This is a genomic window from Gordonia shandongensis DSM 45094 (assembly GCF_000423025.1).
In the GTDB taxonomy this organism is placed as follows: Bacteria; Actinomycetota; Actinomycetes; order Mycobacteriales; family Mycobacteriaceae; genus Gordonia; species Gordonia shandongensis.
Genome location: NZ_KE383969.1, coordinates 148,490 through 167,012, shown reverse-complemented (window position 1 = coordinate 167,012; position 18,523 = coordinate 148,490). Strand labels below are relative to the sequence as shown.

The 18,523-nt window shown below is 69.3% G+C and carries 15 protein-coding genes and 1 pseudogene; 11 read left to right on the top strand and 5 right to left on the bottom strand.

Translation table 11 applies throughout. The features are described 5' to 3' along the window. Together G528_RS0115280 and G528_RS0115275 are read right to left on the bottom strand one after the other, a co-directional pair. A pseudogene (locus G528_RS0115280) lies at nucleotides 1-582 on the bottom strand (hypothetical protein); the annotation flags it as partial. 237 nt (nucleotides 583-819) lie between these two features. Further along, nucleotides 820-1,284, bottom strand: a complete 465-nt coding sequence (locus G528_RS0115275; protein WP_026919713.1) for a MaoC family dehydratase — start codon at nucleotides 1,282-1,284, stop codon at nucleotides 820-822. Nucleotides 1,285-1,479: 195 nt separating this feature from the next. Between G528_RS0115275 and G528_RS0115270 the strand changes: the two genes are divergently transcribed. From G528_RS0115270 to G528_RS0115245, 6 genes are read left to right on the top strand one after another with little or no spacing between them, the layout of a single operon-like run. After that, complete coding sequence (locus G528_RS0115270) at nucleotides 1,480-2,664, top strand: acyl-CoA dehydrogenase family protein (protein ID WP_026919712.1); 1,185 nt, start codon at nucleotides 1,480-1,482, stop codon at nucleotides 2,662-2,664. Next, nucleotides 2,661-3,842: an acyl-CoA dehydrogenase family protein gene (locus tag G528_RS17845; RefSeq protein ID WP_084638260.1), complete on the top strand. Its 1,182-nt coding sequence runs from the start codon at nucleotides 2,661-2,663 to the stop codon at nucleotides 3,840-3,842. Before G528_RS0115270 ends, G528_RS17845 begins: the two co-directional genes overlap by 4 nt. Further along, the gene (locus G528_RS0115260) at nucleotides 3,839-4,594 is read left to right on the top strand and encodes an SDR family NAD(P)-dependent oxidoreductase (RefSeq protein WP_026919711.1); all 756 of its coding nucleotides are present in this window, start codon (nucleotides 3,839-3,841) and stop codon (nucleotides 4,592-4,594) included. Before G528_RS17845 ends, G528_RS0115260 begins: the two co-directional genes overlap by 4 nt. A 60-nt stretch (nucleotides 4,595-4,654) precedes the next feature. After that, entirely contained in the window at nucleotides 4,655-5,395 is a 741-nt protein-coding gene (fabG, locus tag G528_RS0115255) for a 3-oxoacyl-ACP reductase FabG (RefSeq protein ID WP_026919710.1), read from the top strand. Continuing rightward, nucleotides 5,392-5,874, top strand: a complete 483-nt coding sequence (locus G528_RS0115250; RefSeq protein WP_026919709.1) for a hypothetical protein — start codon at nucleotides 5,392-5,394, stop codon at nucleotides 5,872-5,874. Before fabG ends, G528_RS0115250 begins: the two co-directional genes overlap by 4 nt. Nucleotides 5,875-5,911: 37 nt before the next feature. Then, nucleotides 5,912-6,343, top strand: coding sequence for a MaoC family dehydratase (locus G528_RS0115245; protein WP_035720261.1), 432 nt, complete (start codon nucleotides 5,912-5,914; stop codon nucleotides 6,341-6,343). Between the two features lie 39 nt (nucleotides 6,344-6,382). Here the strand turns inward: G528_RS0115245 and G528_RS0115240 are convergent, their stop codons facing one another. Further along, nucleotides 6,383-7,711 carry a PQQ-binding-like beta-propeller repeat protein gene (locus G528_RS0115240; protein WP_051198884.1) on the bottom strand — a complete coding sequence of 443 codons (1,329 nt, stop codon included), beginning with the start codon at nucleotides 7,709-7,711 and terminating at the stop codon, nucleotides 6,383-6,385. 289 nt (nucleotides 7,712-8,000) lie between these two features. On the opposite strand from G528_RS0115240, the gene G528_RS0115235 reads away from it, so the two are divergent. The 3 genes from G528_RS0115235 (at nucleotide 8,001) to G528_RS0115220 (ending at nucleotide 12,669) form a co-directional block, all read left to right on the top strand. Continuing rightward, nucleotides 8,001-10,541 (top strand): ATP-dependent Clp protease ATP-binding subunit, encoded by a 2,541-nt coding sequence (locus G528_RS0115235; RefSeq protein WP_026919706.1) that lies wholly within the window; start codon nucleotides 8,001-8,003, stop codon nucleotides 10,539-10,541. A gap of 191 nt (nucleotides 10,542-10,732) precedes the next feature. After that, nucleotides 10,733-11,584 carry a hypothetical protein gene (locus tag G528_RS18755; protein WP_051198883.1) on the top strand — a complete coding sequence of 284 codons (852 nt, stop codon included), beginning with the start codon at nucleotides 10,733-10,735 and terminating at the stop codon, nucleotides 11,582-11,584. Nucleotides 11,585-11,742: 158 nt separating this feature from the next. Next, entirely contained in the window at nucleotides 11,743-12,669 is a 927-nt protein-coding gene (locus G528_RS0115220) for an SGNH/GDSL hydrolase family protein (protein ID WP_245569800.1), read from the top strand. A gap of 35 nt (nucleotides 12,670-12,704) precedes the next feature. Here G528_RS0115220 and G528_RS17835 read toward each other — a convergent pair whose 3' ends face one another. Further along, a complete protein-coding gene (locus G528_RS17835) occupies nucleotides 12,705-14,168 on the bottom strand; it encodes an acyltransferase (protein ID WP_245569799.1) in 1,464 nt (487 codons plus the stop codon). A gap of 244 nt (nucleotides 14,169-14,412) precedes the next feature. On the opposite strand from G528_RS17835, the gene G528_RS17830 reads away from it, so the two are divergent. Then, entirely contained in the window at nucleotides 14,413-15,522 is a 1,110-nt protein-coding gene (locus G528_RS17830; RefSeq protein ID WP_425402244.1) for an alpha/beta hydrolase, read from the top strand. Nucleotides 15,523-15,531: 9 nt separating this feature from the next. Here the strand turns inward: G528_RS17830 and kstR are convergent, their stop codons facing one another. Further along, on the bottom strand, nucleotides 15,532-16,194 hold the full coding sequence (kstR, locus tag G528_RS0115205) for a cholesterol catabolism transcriptional regulator KstR (protein WP_026919704.1): 663 nt from the start codon (nucleotides 16,192-16,194) through the stop codon (nucleotides 15,532-15,534). A 129-nt stretch (nucleotides 16,195-16,323) separates the two neighbouring features. Between kstR and G528_RS0115200 the strand changes: the two genes are divergently transcribed. After that, entirely contained in the window at nucleotides 16,324-18,510 is a 2,187-nt protein-coding gene (locus G528_RS0115200) for an acyl-CoA dehydrogenase family protein (protein WP_026919703.1), read from the top strand. The last annotated feature ends 13 nt before the right edge of the window (nucleotides 18,511-18,523 follow it).

Here is an 18,523-nt window from a genome sequence, read left to right as displayed (position 1 = left end):
GAACGCCAGGATGTCGGGGTCGTCGATGAGGGCGGTTTGTTCGATGGCGCGGCGGAACCAGAACGGCGTCAGGACCCCGTCGCGTAACAGTCTCCCGATGGCGGGGATGCGGTCGAAGCAGGCGAGGGCCTCATCGACGAAGCGTTCGGCGGTGCACTGCCGCACTCCGGCCACCACCGCGTAGGAGGCGGCGACCTGACACAGCGGATCATAAAGCCGAGTGAACACATCGGTGTTCCCGACAGTCTCGGCAGCGGTGTTGGCGTCGGCGGCAGCATTCGCCTCGGCGATCCGGTCGCTGGCCAGGTCGTAGATCGCCCGATACCGATGCCAGAGGACCAGGCCGTGGAAGGAGTCGGCGCGGGCGGCGAAGAGCATCATCGCCGCATCATCACGCCCAGCAGCCTTCCCGTCCTCGGGGTCCGCTGCCCGGCCCGCTGCTCCCGCGGGTCGGGGGAGTCGGATCACCAACTCCTCATCGGTCACCGTCACCGACGGTTCCGCGAGCTCGCCGGGCCCACGCAATGCCGGGCCGGGGCCGGGGTTGCCCGGTCCGGGCGGAAAGATCATCGTCGCGGTCATGGCGTCCTCCCCGAAATTCCCGATGACGTTCGCCGTATCTCGAACTCATGTTCGATGATACTCACGGGGTCGGACAATTCGGGTTCTGCTCGCGATCGGCTGCCGTGAGACCCGCAAGCTGCCGTGAGACCTGTCTGCGGTGAGTGGGAGAAGCGGCAAGAGGCAGGGAAGCGGCGAGAGACAGGGAAGCGGCGAGGCAGGGAAGCGGCGAGAGACAGGGAAGCGGCGAGCGGGAGCTCAGAAGAGATAGCGATAGACGACACCCGCGACGGCGGCGGGCTTCGATGAACCCTCACACTCCACCGTCGCGTCGATCCGAACCTGGACGCCGCCGGTGACGGCGGCGATCTCGCCGATCGACGCGACGAGCCGGACGCGACCGCCGACCGGAACCGGAGCGGGGAACCGCACGCGGTCGAGACCGTAGTTGAGGATCGATGAGGCGGCGGGCACGGCGAGTACGTCGCCGATCATCGGCCCGATCAACGACAACGTCAGGTAACCGTGTGCGATGGTGCCGCCGAACGGACCGGCCGCAGCACGCTCCGGATCGACGTGAATCCACTGGTGGTCGTCGGTCGCGTCGGCGAAGGTGTCGACGCGACGCTGGTCGACGGAGATCCATTCGCCCGTCGGGAGGTCGGTTCCGACGGCGTCGAGCAGCTCGGCGGCGTTCGCGAAGGTCAACGGGGCTGTCGTCACGGGGAGTCTCCTCAAGGCTTCGGCGGGTGATCGCAAGTCACCGTAGGGCCGGGGCGTGCCGCGTCGATGTCCCAATCCGGGTCGACACGGCCGGTGAGGCCGCCGCCCCGACGTGTGTCAGAGCGGGACATCCGGAGGGGCTCGCGTCGTGTGACGGTGAGCGCAACCACATTCGAACGGAGACTCAGGAGACGAATGACCGAGATGACCGTCGACGACGTCGTCAGCGCGGTGGAACAGTTTCTCGCCGAACACGACCCGGCGAGCACACCGCGTCTGGAGTTCCTGCGCGCCCGCTTCGATGCGGGCCTGGCCGTGGTGCACTTCCCCGTCGGCTGCGGCGGTCTGGGAGCGGAGCCGGCTCTGCAGGGGGTCGTCGACCGCGCTTTCGCGGCGGCGGGCGCCCCCGACAACGCGCCCGGGCAGAACGTGATCGGGCTCGGCATGGCCGCCCCGGTCATCGTCGAATACGGCAGCCCCGAACAGCGAGCGCGGTGGCTGCGTCCGCTGTGGACCGGCGAGGAGATCTGGTGCCAGCTGTTCAGTGAACCGTCGGCGGGCTCCGACCTGGCGGCGCTGGCCACCCGCGCGGTCCGCGACGGCACCGACTGGGTCGTCGACGGCCAGAAGGTGTGGACGTCGCTCGCTCACCGATCGCGGTGGGCGCTGCTCATCGCGCGCACCGACCCGTCCGTCCCGAAACATCGGGGACTCACGTACTTCGTCTGCGACATGCAGGCCGAGGGCGTCGACGTGCGGGCCTTGCGGCAGATGACGGGTGAAGCGGAGTTCAACGAGGTCTTCCTCGACGGCGTGCGCGTCCCCGACACCCAACGGCTCGGCGACGTCGGCGCCGGTTGGCGAGTCACGCAGTCGACCCTGATGAACGAGCGAGTCACGATCGGCGCCGAGGCGGTACCCCGCGAAGGCGGCCCGATCGGGCGGGTCGCGGACCTGTGGCGAGCGGCGGACGCTCGACGCACCCCGGGATCGTTCGACGCGCTCATGCGGCTGTGGGTGGAGGCCGAGACGATGCGGCTGACCACCGAGCGGCTGCGGCAGCAGGCCGTCGCCGGGACTCCGGGACCGGAGGGGTCGGGCTCCAAACTGGCGTTCGCCGACCTGGCTCAGCGGGCGTCGAGCCTGGAACTCGACATCCTCGGCGCCGACGGACTCCGGTACGACGACTGGACGTTCCGCCGGCCCGATCTCGATGACGAGAACCGGCCGTCGGGCTTCCGTTTCCTGCGGACGAAAGGCAACTCGATCGAGGGCGGGACCTCCGAGATCATGCGGAACATCATCGCCGAACGCGTGCTGGGGCTCCCGGCGGAGGCCCGCACCGACACCACGATCCCATGGAATGAGCTGCCCCGATGACCTCGACTGACAACACGACGCCCGGCCTGCTGTACTCGGAGCTCGACGACGATCTGCGGGCCACGGTGCGGGCCGCGGTGACCCGGGCCGGCGGGGTCACCGAGACCATCGCGCGCATCGACACCGAGGAGTCCGTCGACGTCGCACTGTGGCGGACGCTCGCCGAATCGGTGGGGGTCGCGGCGCTCCCCGTGCCCGAAGACGACGGCGGTGCGGGCGCGTCATGGCGGGAGACGGCCGTGGTGCTCGAGGAGTTGGGACGGTCGGTGACGCCGGTCCCGATGCTCGGCAGTGCGGTCGTCGCGCTGCGGTACGCGCAGGTCGTCGGGGACGGGGACCTGACGGCGCGGATCGCGTCCGGTGAGACGATCGCGGCGCTCGCGGTGCCGGCGGACACCGCGTGGTTCTCCGATCCGCCGGAGGTCGACGTGGTCGACGGGACCCTCACGGGTGCGGTGCGGAACGTCGTCGACGCCGCGGCCGCCGAGACGCTGATCGTGCCGCGCGGTGACGACACGTACGTCGTCGACGTCGCCGCGCCCGGGGTGACGGTGAGCCGGGTGGTCTCCCTCGACGAGACGCGGCCCGTCGTCGACGTCGAATTCCGCGGTGCCGCCGGACGGTTGGTGAGCGGTGCCGCCCGCCGCGCGCGGGAGGAGTCCCTGCTGGCCGGGACGGCCCTGCTGGCGTCCGAGCAGCTCGGGCTGGCCGAGCACTGTCTGGCGGACACCGTCGACTATCTCGGTGAGCGTCGGCAGTTCGGTCGGGTGCTGGGTTCGTATCAGGCGCTCAAACACCGGCTCGCGGATCTGTGGGTGCAGATCAATCAGGCGCGTGCGGCGGCCCGGTACGCGGCCGACGCAGTGGCGACCGGGTCGCCGGACGTGGCGGTCGCGGCGTCCACCGCGCATGCCTGGTGTTCGGACGTCGCCGTCCGTGCGGCCCAGGAGTACGTGCAGATGCACGGCGGGATCGGCTTCACCTGGGAGCATCCGGCGCACCTGTATCTCAAGCGAGCGAAGGCGTCACTGCTGCAGTTCGGGGGGCCGGACGTCCATCGGGAGGTCCTCGCCGACCTCGTCGGACTCCCGCGACCCACACCGGTGCAGACGACAGCAGTCCGCACGACAGCAGGCCGCACGACGACAGTCCGGACGACGACAGGAGAGACACGATGACGGATCTGTCCGGCCGGGTCGCGGTGGTGACCGGCGGCAACGGAGGAATCGGCCTCGGACTCGCCGAGGGACTCGCCCTGGCAGGCGCTGACGTCGCGGTGTGGGCACGCAACGCAGAGCGCAGTGCGGCGGCCGTCGAGACCCTGCGGTCGCACGGAGTCCGTGCCGAGGCGATCGCGTGCGATGTCGGCGATGAGACCGACGTGGCGGCCGCGGTGGCGGCCACGGTCGCGGCGTTCGGCCGCATCGACATCCTGGTGGCCAATGCGGGGGTCGCCGACGACCGGCCGTACCTCGAGACGTCCCTGGACGACTTCCGCCGCGTGATCCAGACGAACCTCGACGGGACGTTCCTCACCACCCGCGAGGTCGCGCGGCACATGGTCGAACGCGGCGGGGGCGGCGCGATCGTCGTCGTGTCGTCGACGATCACCCGGTACGGCGGCGCCCGGCAGGCGGCGTACGGGGCGAGCAAGGCCGGCATCAGCGCCCTGGGCCGGACGATGGCCGTCGAACTGGCCCGGCACCGGATCCGGTGCAACATCCTCATCCCCGGCTGGGTCGGCACCTCGATGAACGCCCACCTGCGCGGCAACGAGCAGTTCGTCGAGGCGACGACCAAGCGGACTCCGGTGCGCCGCTGGGCGACACCCGACGAGTTCCACGAGGTCGCGGCCTTCCTCGGCGACCCCGAGTCGACGTTCCACACCGGCAACGAAGTCGTCGTCGACGGCGGCTACACCATCTTCTGACCTCGCTACCATCTCCTGACCTCGCTACACCGACCATCCCACCGACCTGAGGAGCTGTGCATGACGCTCACCTGTGATTTCTCATCTCGCACCGTGCTGGTGACCGGCGCCGGACAGGGCATCGGCGAGGCGATCGCCGCGTACTTCCACGCGGCCGGGGCGCGGGTCGCAGTGGCCGACTGGGACGGCGACGTCCTCGCGAGAACCTGGGGCGCCCCGAGCGAGCGGATGCTGCCGGTGGTCCTGGACGTCGCCGATCCGGACGCCGTCACCCGCGGGATCGACTCGGTCGTCGACCGGTTCGGGTCGATCGACGTCGTGGTGAACAACGCGGGCATCGCCCGCGACGCCGTCGTCTGGAAGATGACCGACGATCAGTGGCGGTCGGTCCTCGACGTCCACCTCGGCGGGACGTTCCACGTGACGCGGGCGGCGATTCCGCACATGCGGGCCGCCGGCTTCGGGCGGATCGTCAACGTCACGTCGTTCACGGGGATGCACGGCAATGTCGGGCAGTCCAACTATGCGGCGGCCAAGGGCGGGATCATCGGATTCACCAAATCGGTCGCCAAGGAGACCGCCCGGTTCGGGATCACCGCCAACGCCATCTCGCCGAATGCGGCGACGGCGATGGTCGCCGCGATACCCGAGGAGCAGCTCGCTGCGATGACCGCGACGGTGCCGATGGGGCGGTTCGCCGAACCGTCGGAGATGGCGGCGGCGGTGGCGTTCCTGGCCTCCGACGAAGCCGGGTACATCACCGGGGCCGTCGTCCCGGTCGACGGCGGGGTGTCGATGTGACGGCCGCGGTCGACGAACTCGATCCGACGCTGGTCGGTCGGCGGCTGCCGGGTGCCGTGATCGCCGTTCCGCGGCATCAGGCGGTGATCGCCGATCACGCGCTGTACGCCGACGACGATCCGGAGTCCGGTGAACTCGCCCACACCATCTGGATGCTGGTGATCGCGTTGCGGGGGATGGGGATCAGCGTGGACGAGTTGTGCGCCCTCGCCGAGAAGAGAGACGACGACACCCTGCTGTTCGGTACGTGCTCGATCCGTCAGGACCGGCCGCTGCTGGTGGACCGCAGATATCGGTCGACGGCGGTCATCGACGACATCGGCCGCCGCGTCACCCGCGACGGATCGCTGCTCGACAGCATCACCGTGACGGTGGAACTGTCCGACGACGAGCGCCCCGACGTCGCGATGGGGTCCGTCACGAGCGTGTACCTGTTCAAACGGGCGCGAGGCAGCGAGGCGGGAGACGGTGATGACTGACGGTGCGATGACTGACAGTTCGATGGCTGACAGCGCGATGACTGAGGATCTGCGTGTGGGCACGGTGTTGCCGGAGTTCGTGGTCGACGCGGTCGACGCCGAACGGATCCGGCAGTTCGCGTTGATCCTCGACGACCCCAACCCGATCCACTTCGACCTGGAGGCCGTCGCCCGGGCGGGGCTCGGCGATCGCGCCGTGAATCAGGGCGGCGCGACGATGGCGTACATCGTCGACATGATCGCGCGATGGCGGGGCACCCGTCGCGCACTCCTCGGCATCGACTGCCGGTTCCGCGACAACGTTCGCGCCGGTGACACGGTGACGGCCGGCGGGGTGATCACCGAGGTCCTGGGCGAGAGCACCGGCGGCCTCCGTGTCCGGTGCGACGTGTGGGCCGACCGCGGTGACGGGAGACGGGTGGTCGACGGGACCGCGCTCGTCTCCGTCGATCCCGCCCAGATCAGGTAGGCCCCGATCAGTTAGGACCCCGATCAGTTAGGACCCCGATCAGTTCGGACGCAGTCGGGTGAGGGTGCTGCCCTCGCTGAGGACCAGGTAGCCGTCGACGTTGTGCACGGAGCCGAGCAGCGGTCGGGTCCACCGACGGTCACCCGAGTCGACGCCGTAGGCGGTCAGTCGGTTCGGGGTGGCGAAGACGGCGACGGAGTCCGACGCCCCCACGCAGGCGGCGTTGTCGATGTCCGACTCCGGGTCGCCGAACGCCGGCGGCGGCGTCGATCCGCGGCCGACCCCCTCGCGCAGGTCGAAGAACCTCCGCGACCGGTCCTTGCGCGCGAGCGAGACCACATCACCGCAGGGGCGGGCGTGGACCTTCGACAGTTCGGGGTCGCGGATCTGCCAGACGGTGCCGCCGTCGGCCGGATCGATGATCCGGTAGCGGCCGTTGTCGGCCAGGACGCTCCCGGGGCCCGCGGCGGTGACCACCGGGAGGGTGGACGGGCCGCGGACCACGGCGGCGCGCCGAATGGTGCGGACCGGGTCGGCGGCGACCGTCGACCCGGTCACCGGGTGGAATTCGACGGCCTCCCGGCCGTCGGCGGTGCGCGTCACCGCGACCCCGGACGCGTATTCGGTGATCTCGCAGCGCGTGCACGACACCTGGTCGGATCCGTCGGCGGGGTCGACGACGAAGCGTCCGCCGTCGGAGGTCTCGATGATGAGCAGCGGGCCCGCTGCGCGCGCGGTGGCGGCATCGGCGAACGTCCGGCTCCAGCGGACGTCGCCGGTCGGCGTGAGCATGCTGACCTGGTATCCGCTCTGATTGATCAGAACGAAGCCGTCGCCGAAGCCCGTCACCGACGCCGTCCCGGACTCGTCGGCGATCTTGGTGCCCTCTCCGGTGTCGCGGTCGATGAGGTAGAAGCCGTTCTCGGGGCCGTCGATCCCGAGCCGGATGGCGCACCCGATGCGGTGGTGTTCGGCGATGGCGCAGTCGCCGAACCCGGCGTCGAGCGGTGTGTCCCATCGGGGGTGCCCGGTACGGCCGTCGACGAGCAGGAAGGTGCTCTTGATGCCGACGGCGTATTCGATGAGCCAGTCGTCGCCGTCGGTGGCGGCGACCCGGACCGAGCCGTTGCCGGTGGCGCCCGGCAGGTCGACGTCGTCGAGCGTCCAGGCCGCCGTGGGCGCGGACGCATAGGTGCGCAGGACGCCGCGGTCGGCGGCGTCGGACCGGTCGGGCGGCGAGATGGCGAGGATGGCGCCCGCCGCGATCACCATGAGCGCCGCCCCCGCTGCGGCGACCGCGGCCATCCCGCCGGGGATCCGCCACTTCCGGCCGGTGGTCCGCGGCCGCTCAACGCTGCTCGTCGACATGAGAGACAGTCAATCACGGCATCGTCGACGCACGGGCGATCGACCGTTCGCTCAGGGCGTATCCGCGAGGGAACATCGATGCCACGCGCGACGTTGTGCTCAGCAGAACCCCGCCTTAGCCTCGGGCGCGTGCTCGAGGACGGGTGTAACCGCCGTGACGCGGCCGCCGACCACTAGAGTGGTGGCAAGGTCTGGTCGCGTCGCCACCGTCGCCCGAGTGGCGGTCACGATCGAGTGGCGGTCACAGTCGAGTGGCAGCGGCCGGGGCGCAAGCAATAGAGGGAGAACAATGTTCGAACGGTTCACCGACCGCGCACGCCGGGTCGTCGTCCTGGCGCAAGAAGAAGCGCGGATGCTCAATCACAACTACATCGGTACCGAGCACATCCTCCTGGGTCTGATCCACGAGGGTGAGGGTGTCGCGGCCAAGGCGCTCGAGTCGCTCGGCATCTCGCTGGAGGCCGTCCGCAGCCAGGTCGAGGAGATCATCGGGCAGGGGCAGCAGGCGCCGTCAGGGCACATCCCGTTCACTCCCCGCGCCAAGAAGGTGCTGGAGCTGAGCCTGCGGGAGGCACTGCAGCTCGGCCACAACTACATCGGTACCGAGCACATCCTGCTCGGCCTGATCCGCGAGGGCGAGGGCGTCGCCGCCCAGGTCCTGGTGAAGCTTGGCGCCGACCTCAACCGGGTCCGCCAGCAGGTGATTCAGCTCCTCTCCGGCTACCAGGGCAAGGAGCCGGCCGAGGCGGGAACCGGGGCCCGCTCGTCCGATTCGGGCACCCCGTCGACGTCGCTGGTCCTCGACCAGTTCGGCCGGAATCTCACGGCCGCCGCCGCGGAGAGTTCGCTCGACCCGGTCATCGGCCGGGAGAAGGAAGTCGAGCGGATCATGCAGGTCCTCTCGCGGCGCACCAAGAACAACCCGGTGCTGATCGGTGAGCCCGGTGTCGGCAAGACCGCCGTCGTCGAAGGTCTCGCGCAGGCCATCGTCGCCGGCGACGTGCCGGAGACCCTCAAGGACAAGCAGCTCTACACCCTCGACCTCGGGTCGTTGGTGGCGGGCAGCCGGTACCGCGGTGACTTCGAGGAACGCCTCAAGAAGGTGCTCAAGGAGATCAACACCCGCGGTGACATCATCCTGTTCATCGACGAGCTGCACCAGCTGGTCGGCGCGGGTGCCGCCGAGGGCGCCATCGATGCGGCGAGCATCCTGAAGCCGAAGCTGGCCCGCGGTGAACTGCAGACGATCGGTGCGACCACCCTCGACGAGTACCGCAAGTACATCGAGAAGGACGCCGCGCTGGAGCGCCGGTTCCAGCCGGTCCAGGTCGGCGAGCCGTCGGTGACGCACACGATCGAGATCCTCAAGGGTCTCCGCGACCGCTACGAGCAGCACCACAAGGTGTCGATCACCGACGGTGCCCTGGCGGCGGCTGCGACCCTCGCCGATCGCTACATCAACGACCGTTTCCTGCCGGACAAGGCGATCGACCTCATCGATGAGGCGGGCGCTCGGATGCGGATCCGTCGACTCACCGCGCCGCCAGACCTGCGCGAGTTCGACGACCGCATCGCCGAAGCGCGCAAGGAGAAGGAATCGGCGATCGACGCGCAGGACTTCGAGAAGGCGGCCAGCCTCCGCGATAAGGAGAAGCAGCTGGTCGCCGAGCGGGGCGAGCGTGAGAAGCAGTGGCGCGCAGGCGACCTCGACGTCGTGGCCGAGGTCAACGACGAGGAGATCGCCGAGGTCCTCGGCAACTGGACCGGAATCCCGGTGTTCAAGCTCACCGAGGAGGAGACCTCGCGTCTGCTCCGCATGGAGGACGAGCTGCACAAGCGGATCATCGGGCAGAACGACGCCGTCAAGGCCGTCTCGCGGGCGATCCGTCGCACTCGCGCGGGCCTCAAGGACCCGAAGCGTCCGTCGGGATCGTTCATCTTCGCCGGCCCCTCGGGCGTCGGCAAGACCGAGCTGAGCAAGGCGCTCGCGAACTTCCTGTTCGGCGAGGACGATGCGCTGATCCAGATCGACATGGGCGAGTTCCACGATCGGTTCACCGCATCGCGTCTGTTCGGTGCGCCTCCCGGTTACGTCGGATACGACGAGGGCGGCCAGCTCACCGAGAAGGTGCGGCGCAAGCCGTTCTCGGTGGTCCTGTTCGACGAGATCGAGAAGGCTCACCCGGAGATCTACAACACGTTGCTGCAGGTCCTCGAGGACGGTCGTCTCACCGACGGGCAGGGGCGGACGGTCGACTTCAAGAACACGGTCCTGATCTTCACGTCGAACCTCGGCACCGCCGACATCTCGAAGGCGGTCGGGATCGGCTTCAGCCGGGACGACGGCAGCGGCTCGAACTACGAGCGGATGAAGCAGAAGGTCAACGACGAGCTCAAGAAGCACTTCCGCCCCGAGTTCCTCAACCGCATCGACGATGTGATCGTCTTCCACCAGCTGAGCCGCGACGAGATCATCGAGATGGTCGATCTCCTCATCGGTCGTGTGGAGGAGCAGTTGAAGAACAAGGACATGGAGCTCGAGCTGACCGATCGGGCCAAGCAGCTGCTGGCGAAGCGCGGTTTCGATCCGGTGCTCGGCGCCCGTCCGCTGCGTCGGACGATCCAGCGCGAGATCGAGGACCAGCTGTCGGAGAAGATCCTTTTCGAGGAGATCAAGGCCGGGCAGATCATCCTGGTCGACGTCGACGGCTGGGACGGCGAGGACGACGGCGAGGACGCCACGTTCACGTTCACCGGCACGGAGAAGCCGCGTGAGGTGCCCGATGCGCCGGGAGATCTCACCGAGGCGGCCGAGGGCGACGCCGGCTGACCGACCTCCGGCTGGGAGATTCGATGACGGCCGTGCGGACCGCGAGAAGCGGGACGCACGGCCGTCGTCGTCAGTGCGCACCCCGGTTTTCATGCACCTGAATGACGGGTCCTCCCGTCCCGGCGGACTGTGAGCTTTACGATGGTCACCGATGCGGCGAGAACCGCCGCGCCGACCATTGGGAGATCGTAGTGACGTATGGACAACCGGTTCCGCAGCCGAGACCCGCGGGAGGACCGCTCGCCGCGCTGTCGGCCCCGGCCTTCGCCGCGGCCGACAAATTGCGGATCGTGGGCGGGATCCTCGGTGGCACCGGGATCCTGCTGATCATCTTCAGCTGCCTGTCGTGGATTTCGTCCGAAGAGTCGGCCATGGGCATGACGGTGAAGGTCGCGGTCAGCGGTCTCGGCGGCACGTCGGTGGACTACTCCGGCCCGGGGGCCGACCAGATTCCGGATTCGGTGAAGAATCCGGATGACCCGGGATTCAGCTCGCCCGGTGCGTGGACGATCGCCTTCGGCGTTCTCCTGCTGCTCGTCGCGGTTCCGCTGCTGATCCGCATGTACCAGGGTTTCGCGGCCCTCGCCGCGGCCGCACTCGGCTTCGCGACCTTCATCACCGCGACGGTGTTCTTCGGGGCACCGGCGTGGGCGTTCTCCGGTGAATCGCAGGATCTCGGCAGCGAGAGCCGGGCATACGGTCTCTGGCTGGTGTTCGTGCTCGGCTTCGTCGCCCTGGGTGCCGGTGCCGTCGCGTTGCTCATGGTCCTCATGCCGGCGAAGTTCGGCGCGTCTGCACCGGTCGGTTTCGCTCCGGGCCAGTACGGTCAGCCGCACCCCGGTCAGCAGTACGGTCAGCCGCAACCGGGTCAGCAGTACGGCCAGCCGCAGCCGGGTCAGCAGTACGGTCAGCCGCAGCCGGGTCAGCAGTATGGCCAGCCGCAGCCGGGTCAGCAGTATGGCCAGCCGCAGCCGGGTCAGCAGTACGGTCAGCCGCAGCCGGGTCAGCAGTACCCGCCGCAGGGTGGCTACCCGCAGCAGTAGCTGTCAGCGGGGCGGCGGGAGCCGCCGGATCACGTGTCGAAGGACCGGCCGGACACGGCCGGTCCTTCGTCGTTCTCGGTCACCGGGTGGGATCTGTTTCACATCGGGCTTCTCTGGGGGTTCGCTCAGGAAGATCAGTACGTCGATGTGTGAGACTCATGCGTGTGCGACCTTCGATGCAGCGCTCCGTCACCGCTCTCGCCGTGGTCGTCGCGGTGGCGGTGACGGCGACGGTCGGAATCCTGCTGTCGATGTCGCGGAACGACGATCCGGTGGCGACCTCGGGATCCTCGGGGGCGGGATCGTCGGCCACCGCGCCGCGGGCGCCGGTGTACGCGGCGTTGGGAAGCTCGTTCGCGGCGGGACCGGGGTCGGGAGAGGTCGTCGACCGCCGGTGCATGCGCACCGCGGACAACTATCCTCATCGGGTCGCCGAGGCCCTCGGACTGGCGTTGACCGATCTGACGTGCTCGGGCTCCAAGGCGGCCGAGCTGGTGGCCGGTTCGGCGCCGTCGGCCGTTCGGCACCGCCCGGCGCAGGTTCCGCGAGTGCCGTCCGACGCCGCCCTCGTCACGATCACCTCGGGTGGCAACGACCTGAACTATGTCGGTCGGATGATCGCATCGGCATGCCAGAACCTGCGGGTGGCGGGAGTGCGGAACTGCGGATCGGGTCGCGTGCCCGCCCCGCCGCCGTCGGAGGCCGCCTACTCCCGGCTCGAGAAGACTCTCGTCGGGGTGGTCGAGGCCGTGCGGAAGCGGGCTCCGCGGGCGACGGTGGCGTTGGTGGACTACGCGCCGGTGGCTGCGATCGACGCACCGCCCTGCGAGCGGCTGCCGTTGCTGCCGTGGGAGGTCGCGGAGACCGTCACCGTCGCCGATCGGATGTCGCGGATCAACGCGCGGGTGGCGAACCGCACGGGTGCGGTGCACGTGAGTACCGCGGGGGCGGCCGCCGAGCACGGGGTGTGCGGTCCGGCGCCGTGGGTCCGCGGCGTCGACGGAAAGTTCATGCTGCATCCCGATGCCGCGGGCAAGGCGGGAATCGCCGACCTCGTCACGGCCGCACTGCGGCCACAGATCTGAGCCGCACTGCGGCCACAGATCTGAGGTCCGGCCCGTCAGACGTCGACGGTGGTCTCGGCGTCGGAGTCGAGGAGGCGTCGGACGGCGACGACGCCGGCGGAGAGGATCAGCAGTGCGCCGGCCGCGGCGATGAGTGCGCCGAGCTGGGTGTGCATCGTCTCGCGCCACAGGATCCCGACGGCGATGGCGACGACGCCGACGGCTGCTGAGCGGGGCCAGTTCTGGATGCGCCAGTCGATGCGTTCGCGGCCGGTGGTGATCATGCTGATCGGGCTGCGGCGCAGGACCTCGATCACGAACACGGTGACCGCCACGGTGACGAGGTAGGTGAGGGTCAGGTTGAGCCAGAGCGGCTTGTCGAGGTGAGCGCGTGAGGTCTGCAGGACGCAGGAGAGAACGATGACGTGGGCCAGGTAGATGCCGAATGAGCGGTCGGCGGCCGTCCGCATGATCCGGTCGGGCAGCGATCCCGGGGTGCGGCGGTCCTGCCAGATGCTTCCGGCGATCCACAGCAGGACGATGATGCCGACCAGTGCGAACGCATTGTGGACCATGAAGACGTTGGTGGCGCGGAACATCTCCTCGCCGCCGTTGACGTTCTCGACGAAGTACCAGAGTGTGACGGCGATCGTCACGACGGCCAGCAGTGCCAGCGGTGCGCGGAAGCGGCGCATGAACACCTTGAACGCCTCGAAGTGCATGGCCGCCAGGCAGCCGGCGAGGATGAAGAACTGGTACGGGAACAGGGTGACGCCCAGGTACTTCCAGATCAGGCCGAGCACCGGGAAGTCGGGTTCGAAGATGGCGTGGGGCGGCCGCACCATGTGGAAGAGCAGCCAGATGTGGAAGGCGCCGCTGGCCGCGAGCAGGTAGCGGTGGTAGCCCCACGTGCGTTTCAGCACCCACAGGACGGCGGGGAACACCAGGTAGATCTGCATGCTCACCGACAGGAAGTACAGGTGGTAGGCGGCGTTTCCGGTGATGAGGTCGTAGACGAGGCTCTTGATGCCGAGTTTGATGGTGTCGGCGTCGTGGAAGACGCCCCAGACGTTGTCCCAGCCGCCGCGCTGGTAGTGGCGGTTGATCCAGTAGAACAACGACCACATCAGGAACGGCAGGCCGATCAGTTTGTAGCGGCGCCGCCAGAACGTCGGGGCGTGCAGTTCGCGGTTGCGGTACTGGTAGGTCAGGACGAAGCCGGTGAGGGCGAAGAAGCAGTAGCGGGTGTACCGCAGCATCAGGCCGACGCCCTGTGCGGCCATCGCCGCCGGGGGCGCCAGCCCCAGGATGACGTGGTCGAGGATGACACCGCCGAAGGTGAACAGTCGAATGAAGTCGATCTGGTAGAGGTGGCGGTCCTTCTTCTTCACCGGGGGCGCCGGGTCGGGTGCCTCGGGGTTCGGGTGCGTGCCGTCGTGCGCCCGCGGACCGTGTTCCTGCGTGGCGGAAGGAGCGTGACGCCCGTTCGCGTCGTCGGCTTTAGGCTCGGTGTTGACCACCCTGGCATCCCGTCGTCGTCGTGCATGTGCGCGCGCTCGTGGAGCACGTCGCTCAGGCGAGGGTACAAGGACCCGTGGTGAATCGACGTATTTCCCGGGGCGGCTTGCGGCTTTCGCGTGGACTGCGTCTCCGGTTCGGCCCGAATCGAGTCCTGCGGTCGGCCTGTTCTCGAGGGATTCCGTGATCGACACCCGACGCGCTACCATGTGACACAAGTGAAGTTTGTGACTGAAGGGGTGGAAGGTGCGAAAGAATCTCTCTCGCGCACTGGTGGTGACCGCCGTGTGCGCCACGGTGGCCGCCGCAGCGGTGACCGACACGGGGTCGGTGGGCACGGCTGCCGCAGCTCCTTCGACCCCAGCTCCGTCGACCCCAGCTCCTTCGACCCCAGCTCCTTCGAGTCAGGATCCGTCGGCGCGCACCACGCCGGTGACCCCGCGGCTCCCGTCGCGCGTGGTGTCCACGACGAACGTCTCGCCGCAGGAGCAGATGATCGAGGTCTACTCGGCCGCCATGGGCAAGACGATCTCGCTGAACGTCCTGCGTCCGCGCGACCGCGGCATCCCGGCGCCGACGCTGTATCTCCTCAACGGGGCCGGCGGCGGCGAGGACGACGCCTCGTGGCGCGTCAAGACCGACTACAAGCGCTACTTCTCCGATAAGCACGTCAACGTCGTGACGCCCGTCGGCGGGGCGTTCTCGTACTACACCGACTGGCAGCGCGACGACCCCGTGCTCGGCCGCAACAAGTGGCAGACCTTCCTCACCGAGGAACTGCCGCCGCTGGTCGACTCGGCGCTCGGCACCACCGGACGCAACGCCATCGCCGGCATCTCGATGTCGGGCACCTCGGTGTTCAACCTCGCGATCAGCGCCCCGAAGCTGTACAAGTCCGTCGCCGCGTACAGCGGCTGCGCGCGGACCAGCGACCCCCTGGGGCAGGCTTACATCCGCACCGTGATCGGCGACCGCGGCCGCGGTGACATCACCAACATGTGGGGGCCGCTGAACGGTCCCGGGTGGCGGGAGAACGATCCCTACCTGCACGCCGCCGCCCTCAAGGGCACCAAGGTCTACATGACCTCGGGGACCGGTCTGCCCGGGCCGTACGACACGCTGGACGCCGACCTCGTCGACGGCGACGCCGCGGTCCTGCTCGACCAGGTCGTGATGGGCGGGATCATCGAGGCGGCGGTCAACAGCTGCACGCAGCAGATGGAGCAGGCGCTCACGGCCGCGAACGTCGACACCACGGTGATCCGGCGCCCCCTGGGCACACACTCGTGGCAGTACTGGGAGCGGGATCTGCACCGCACCTGGCCGAAGATCGCCAAGGACCTCGGCACCCGCTGACCGGGCGGGTCAGTTGCGGTCGAGCAGCAGCTTGATCGTCAACTCCATGCGGTTGGTGACGTCGGCGGCGGAGGCGCGGCGCGTCAGCCACTGCACGAGGTTCGACATCCACACGTCGGAGATCACGCGCGCGACCGCGAGCTCGTGCTGGGTGGGCTCGGCGTCCGGCTCGGACGGATCGAGCATGGCGCCGGCCAGGAGTCGGTCGATGATTCCGGCGACGCGGTCGACCTCGCTGGTGGCCGAGGCGTCGGCGAACATGAAGGCGCGGGTCATGGCCTCGGTGAGCAGCGGGTCGCGCTGCATGGCGAACGTGATCATGTCGAGCACGTAGCGGAGGCGGTCCATCGGACCCTCTCCGGGCAGCTGGGTGCGGTCGACGCGCCCCTCGACGCGTTCGAGTTCGCGGGACAGCGAGGTCACCAGCAGATGGACCTTCGACGGGAAGTAGCGGTAGAGGGTGCCGACGGCGACGTCGGCCTTGTCGGCGACGGCGCGCATCTGCACGGCGTCGTAGCCGCCCTTGGAGGCGAGGGCCAGGGTGGCGTCGAGGATGCGGCGGCGGCGTTCGCGTTGTGCCGCGGAGCCCACTTCCGCGCCGGAGACCTGGGCGGGAGCCGGCGGCGGCGTCGGCACGTCGGTTGCGGTGTGCGTCGATCCCGTGCCGGCCATAGTTCGCTCGTCTCCTCGTGTCACGTCCACTGGCCGCCAGTTGGCAGCCGCCCTCCGATGGTGTACACCCAGTAGATATTAGAACAGGTTCTAATCGACGGTATCAACAGAAACGCGGAGGAAATCGCGGTGACAATTGCCACGTCAGCCGACCAAAGAGTCGTCTACGACAGTATCGCCGCTTGGGCGAGAGCGCGGGAGGTTCGCGCGGCGGTTCGCGATGACATCGACGAATCGGGTGCCTCGTGGACCCGGTGGTGGGCCGAGATCGCCGATCTCGGCGTCTTCGCGGCGGGTGTTCCGGAGGCCGCGGGCGGTGCCGACGGCACGCTGGAGGACGTCGCGGTGATGCTCGCGGCCTGCGGCGACGAACTGGTCCCGGGCCCGTTGGCCGCGACGACGGCCGCCGCCTACGTCCTGGCGACTCGCGGGTCGGAGACCCCGGCGGGAGAACTCGCCGACGCCGTGATGTCCGGGCAGCGGCCCGTCGTCGTCCCCGCCGACGCGGTCGCGTCCGGCGGGACCTACGCGATCGTCGACGGGACCGTCGACCTCGGCGTGGTTCCGGGATACGTGTCCGATGCGCTCGTCGCCGCGCCGTTCTCGGCGGACGGCGGCCCGGCGCGCTGGCACGTCATCGACACGGCGTCCCTGCAGGTGACGGCACAGACCGTGGACGGACCCCTCGACGGCACGGCCGTCCCGTGTCGGGTCTCGCTGTCCGGCGCCGTCGATGAGGCCGCGGTCGACCTCGGCGACGGCGATCTGTTCGGCGCACTGCTGACCCTCGGCATCGCCGCCTATCAGGCGGGTGTGGCCGAGCATGTGCTCCGCGGTGCCGTCGAGTACGCGAAGGTCCGGAATCAGTTCGGCGCGCCCATCGGATCGTTCCAGGCCGTCAAGCAGATCTGCGCCGACATGCTGTGCCGCAGCCAGCAGATCGGCGCCGCCGCGTGGGATCTGGCGCGAGCGCTCGACGACGCGGTCGCCGAACCGGACGACGACGCGCGCCAGCAGGTCCGACTCAGCGCCCTCGCCGCGGCGGTGCTCGTCGCCGACCTCGCGCCAGCGAACGCCAAGGACGCCATCCAGGTGTTCGGCGGCATCGGCTTCACCTTCGAACACGACGCCCACCTGTACCTTCGGTCGGCGCTCGCCGCGCGGATGCTGCTGGCGTCCGGAACCGGGCAACGTGCCGCCCTGGCCGACCTCGGTCGAGCGCGCAGGCGCCGCGAATTCTCCCTCGACCTCGTCGAGGCGGAGTCGAAGCGCCCGCAGATCGCGGCGACGGCCGACCGGATCGCGGCGGCGTCGCCCGAGCAGCGGCGCGCCGAACTGGCCCGCACCGGATTCTTGACGCCCCACTGGCCTGCGCCGTACGGGCTGGGGGCCGACCCCGCCCTTCAGCTGCTGATCGACGCCGAACTCGACCGCGTCGGCGTGACGCGACCCGACCTGGTGATCGCCGGCTGGGCGCTGCCGACCATCCTGGAGCACGGCACCGACGCTCAGCGTGAACGCTTCGTCGCACCGACCCTCGCCGGCGACATCCGCTGGTGCCAGCTGTTCAGTGAACCGGAGGCGGGCAGCGACCTCGCGTCGCTGCGGACCAAGGCGGTCCGCGTCGACGGCGGCTGGCGACTCACCGGTCAGAAGATCTGGACCTCCGAGGCCCACATGTCCCAGTGGGCGGTCTGTCTGGCCCGGACGAATCCGGATGCGCCCAAACATCGGGGCATCACCTACTTCCTCGTCGACATGGCCGCGGCCGGCATCGACATCCGGCCGCTTCGCGAGCTGACCGGGCGGGCGATGTTCAACGAGGTCTTCCTCGACGGCGTCTTCGTCCCCGACGAGATGGTGGTCGGCGAGGTCGACGCGGGGTGGCGACTGGCGCGTACGACGCTCGCCAACGAGCGGGTGGCGATGGGTGGATCGGGGCTGGGCAAGGAGGTCGACTCGCTGCTCACCCAGCTCGACGCCGCCGACACCCGGCTCACGGAGGCGCAGGCGTTGACGCTCGGCGGGATCATCGCCGACGCGCACATCGGTCGGGTCCTCGACGCGCGGTCGGTGGTCGCCCGACTGCACGGGACCGATCCCGGTGCCACGTCGAGTGTGCGGAAGCTCATCGGCGTGGTGCATCGGCAGGCGGTGCCCGAGTTCGCGACCGACCTGTTGGGCACCGCGGCGCTCGGTGAGACGGCGGCGACCGGCTTCCTGCTGTTGAACCGGTGCCTGTCGATCGCGGGCGGGACCACTCAGATCCTCAAGAACGCCGCGGCTGAACGGATTCTAGGTCTGCCGCGGGGCTGACCGCTCCGACCGG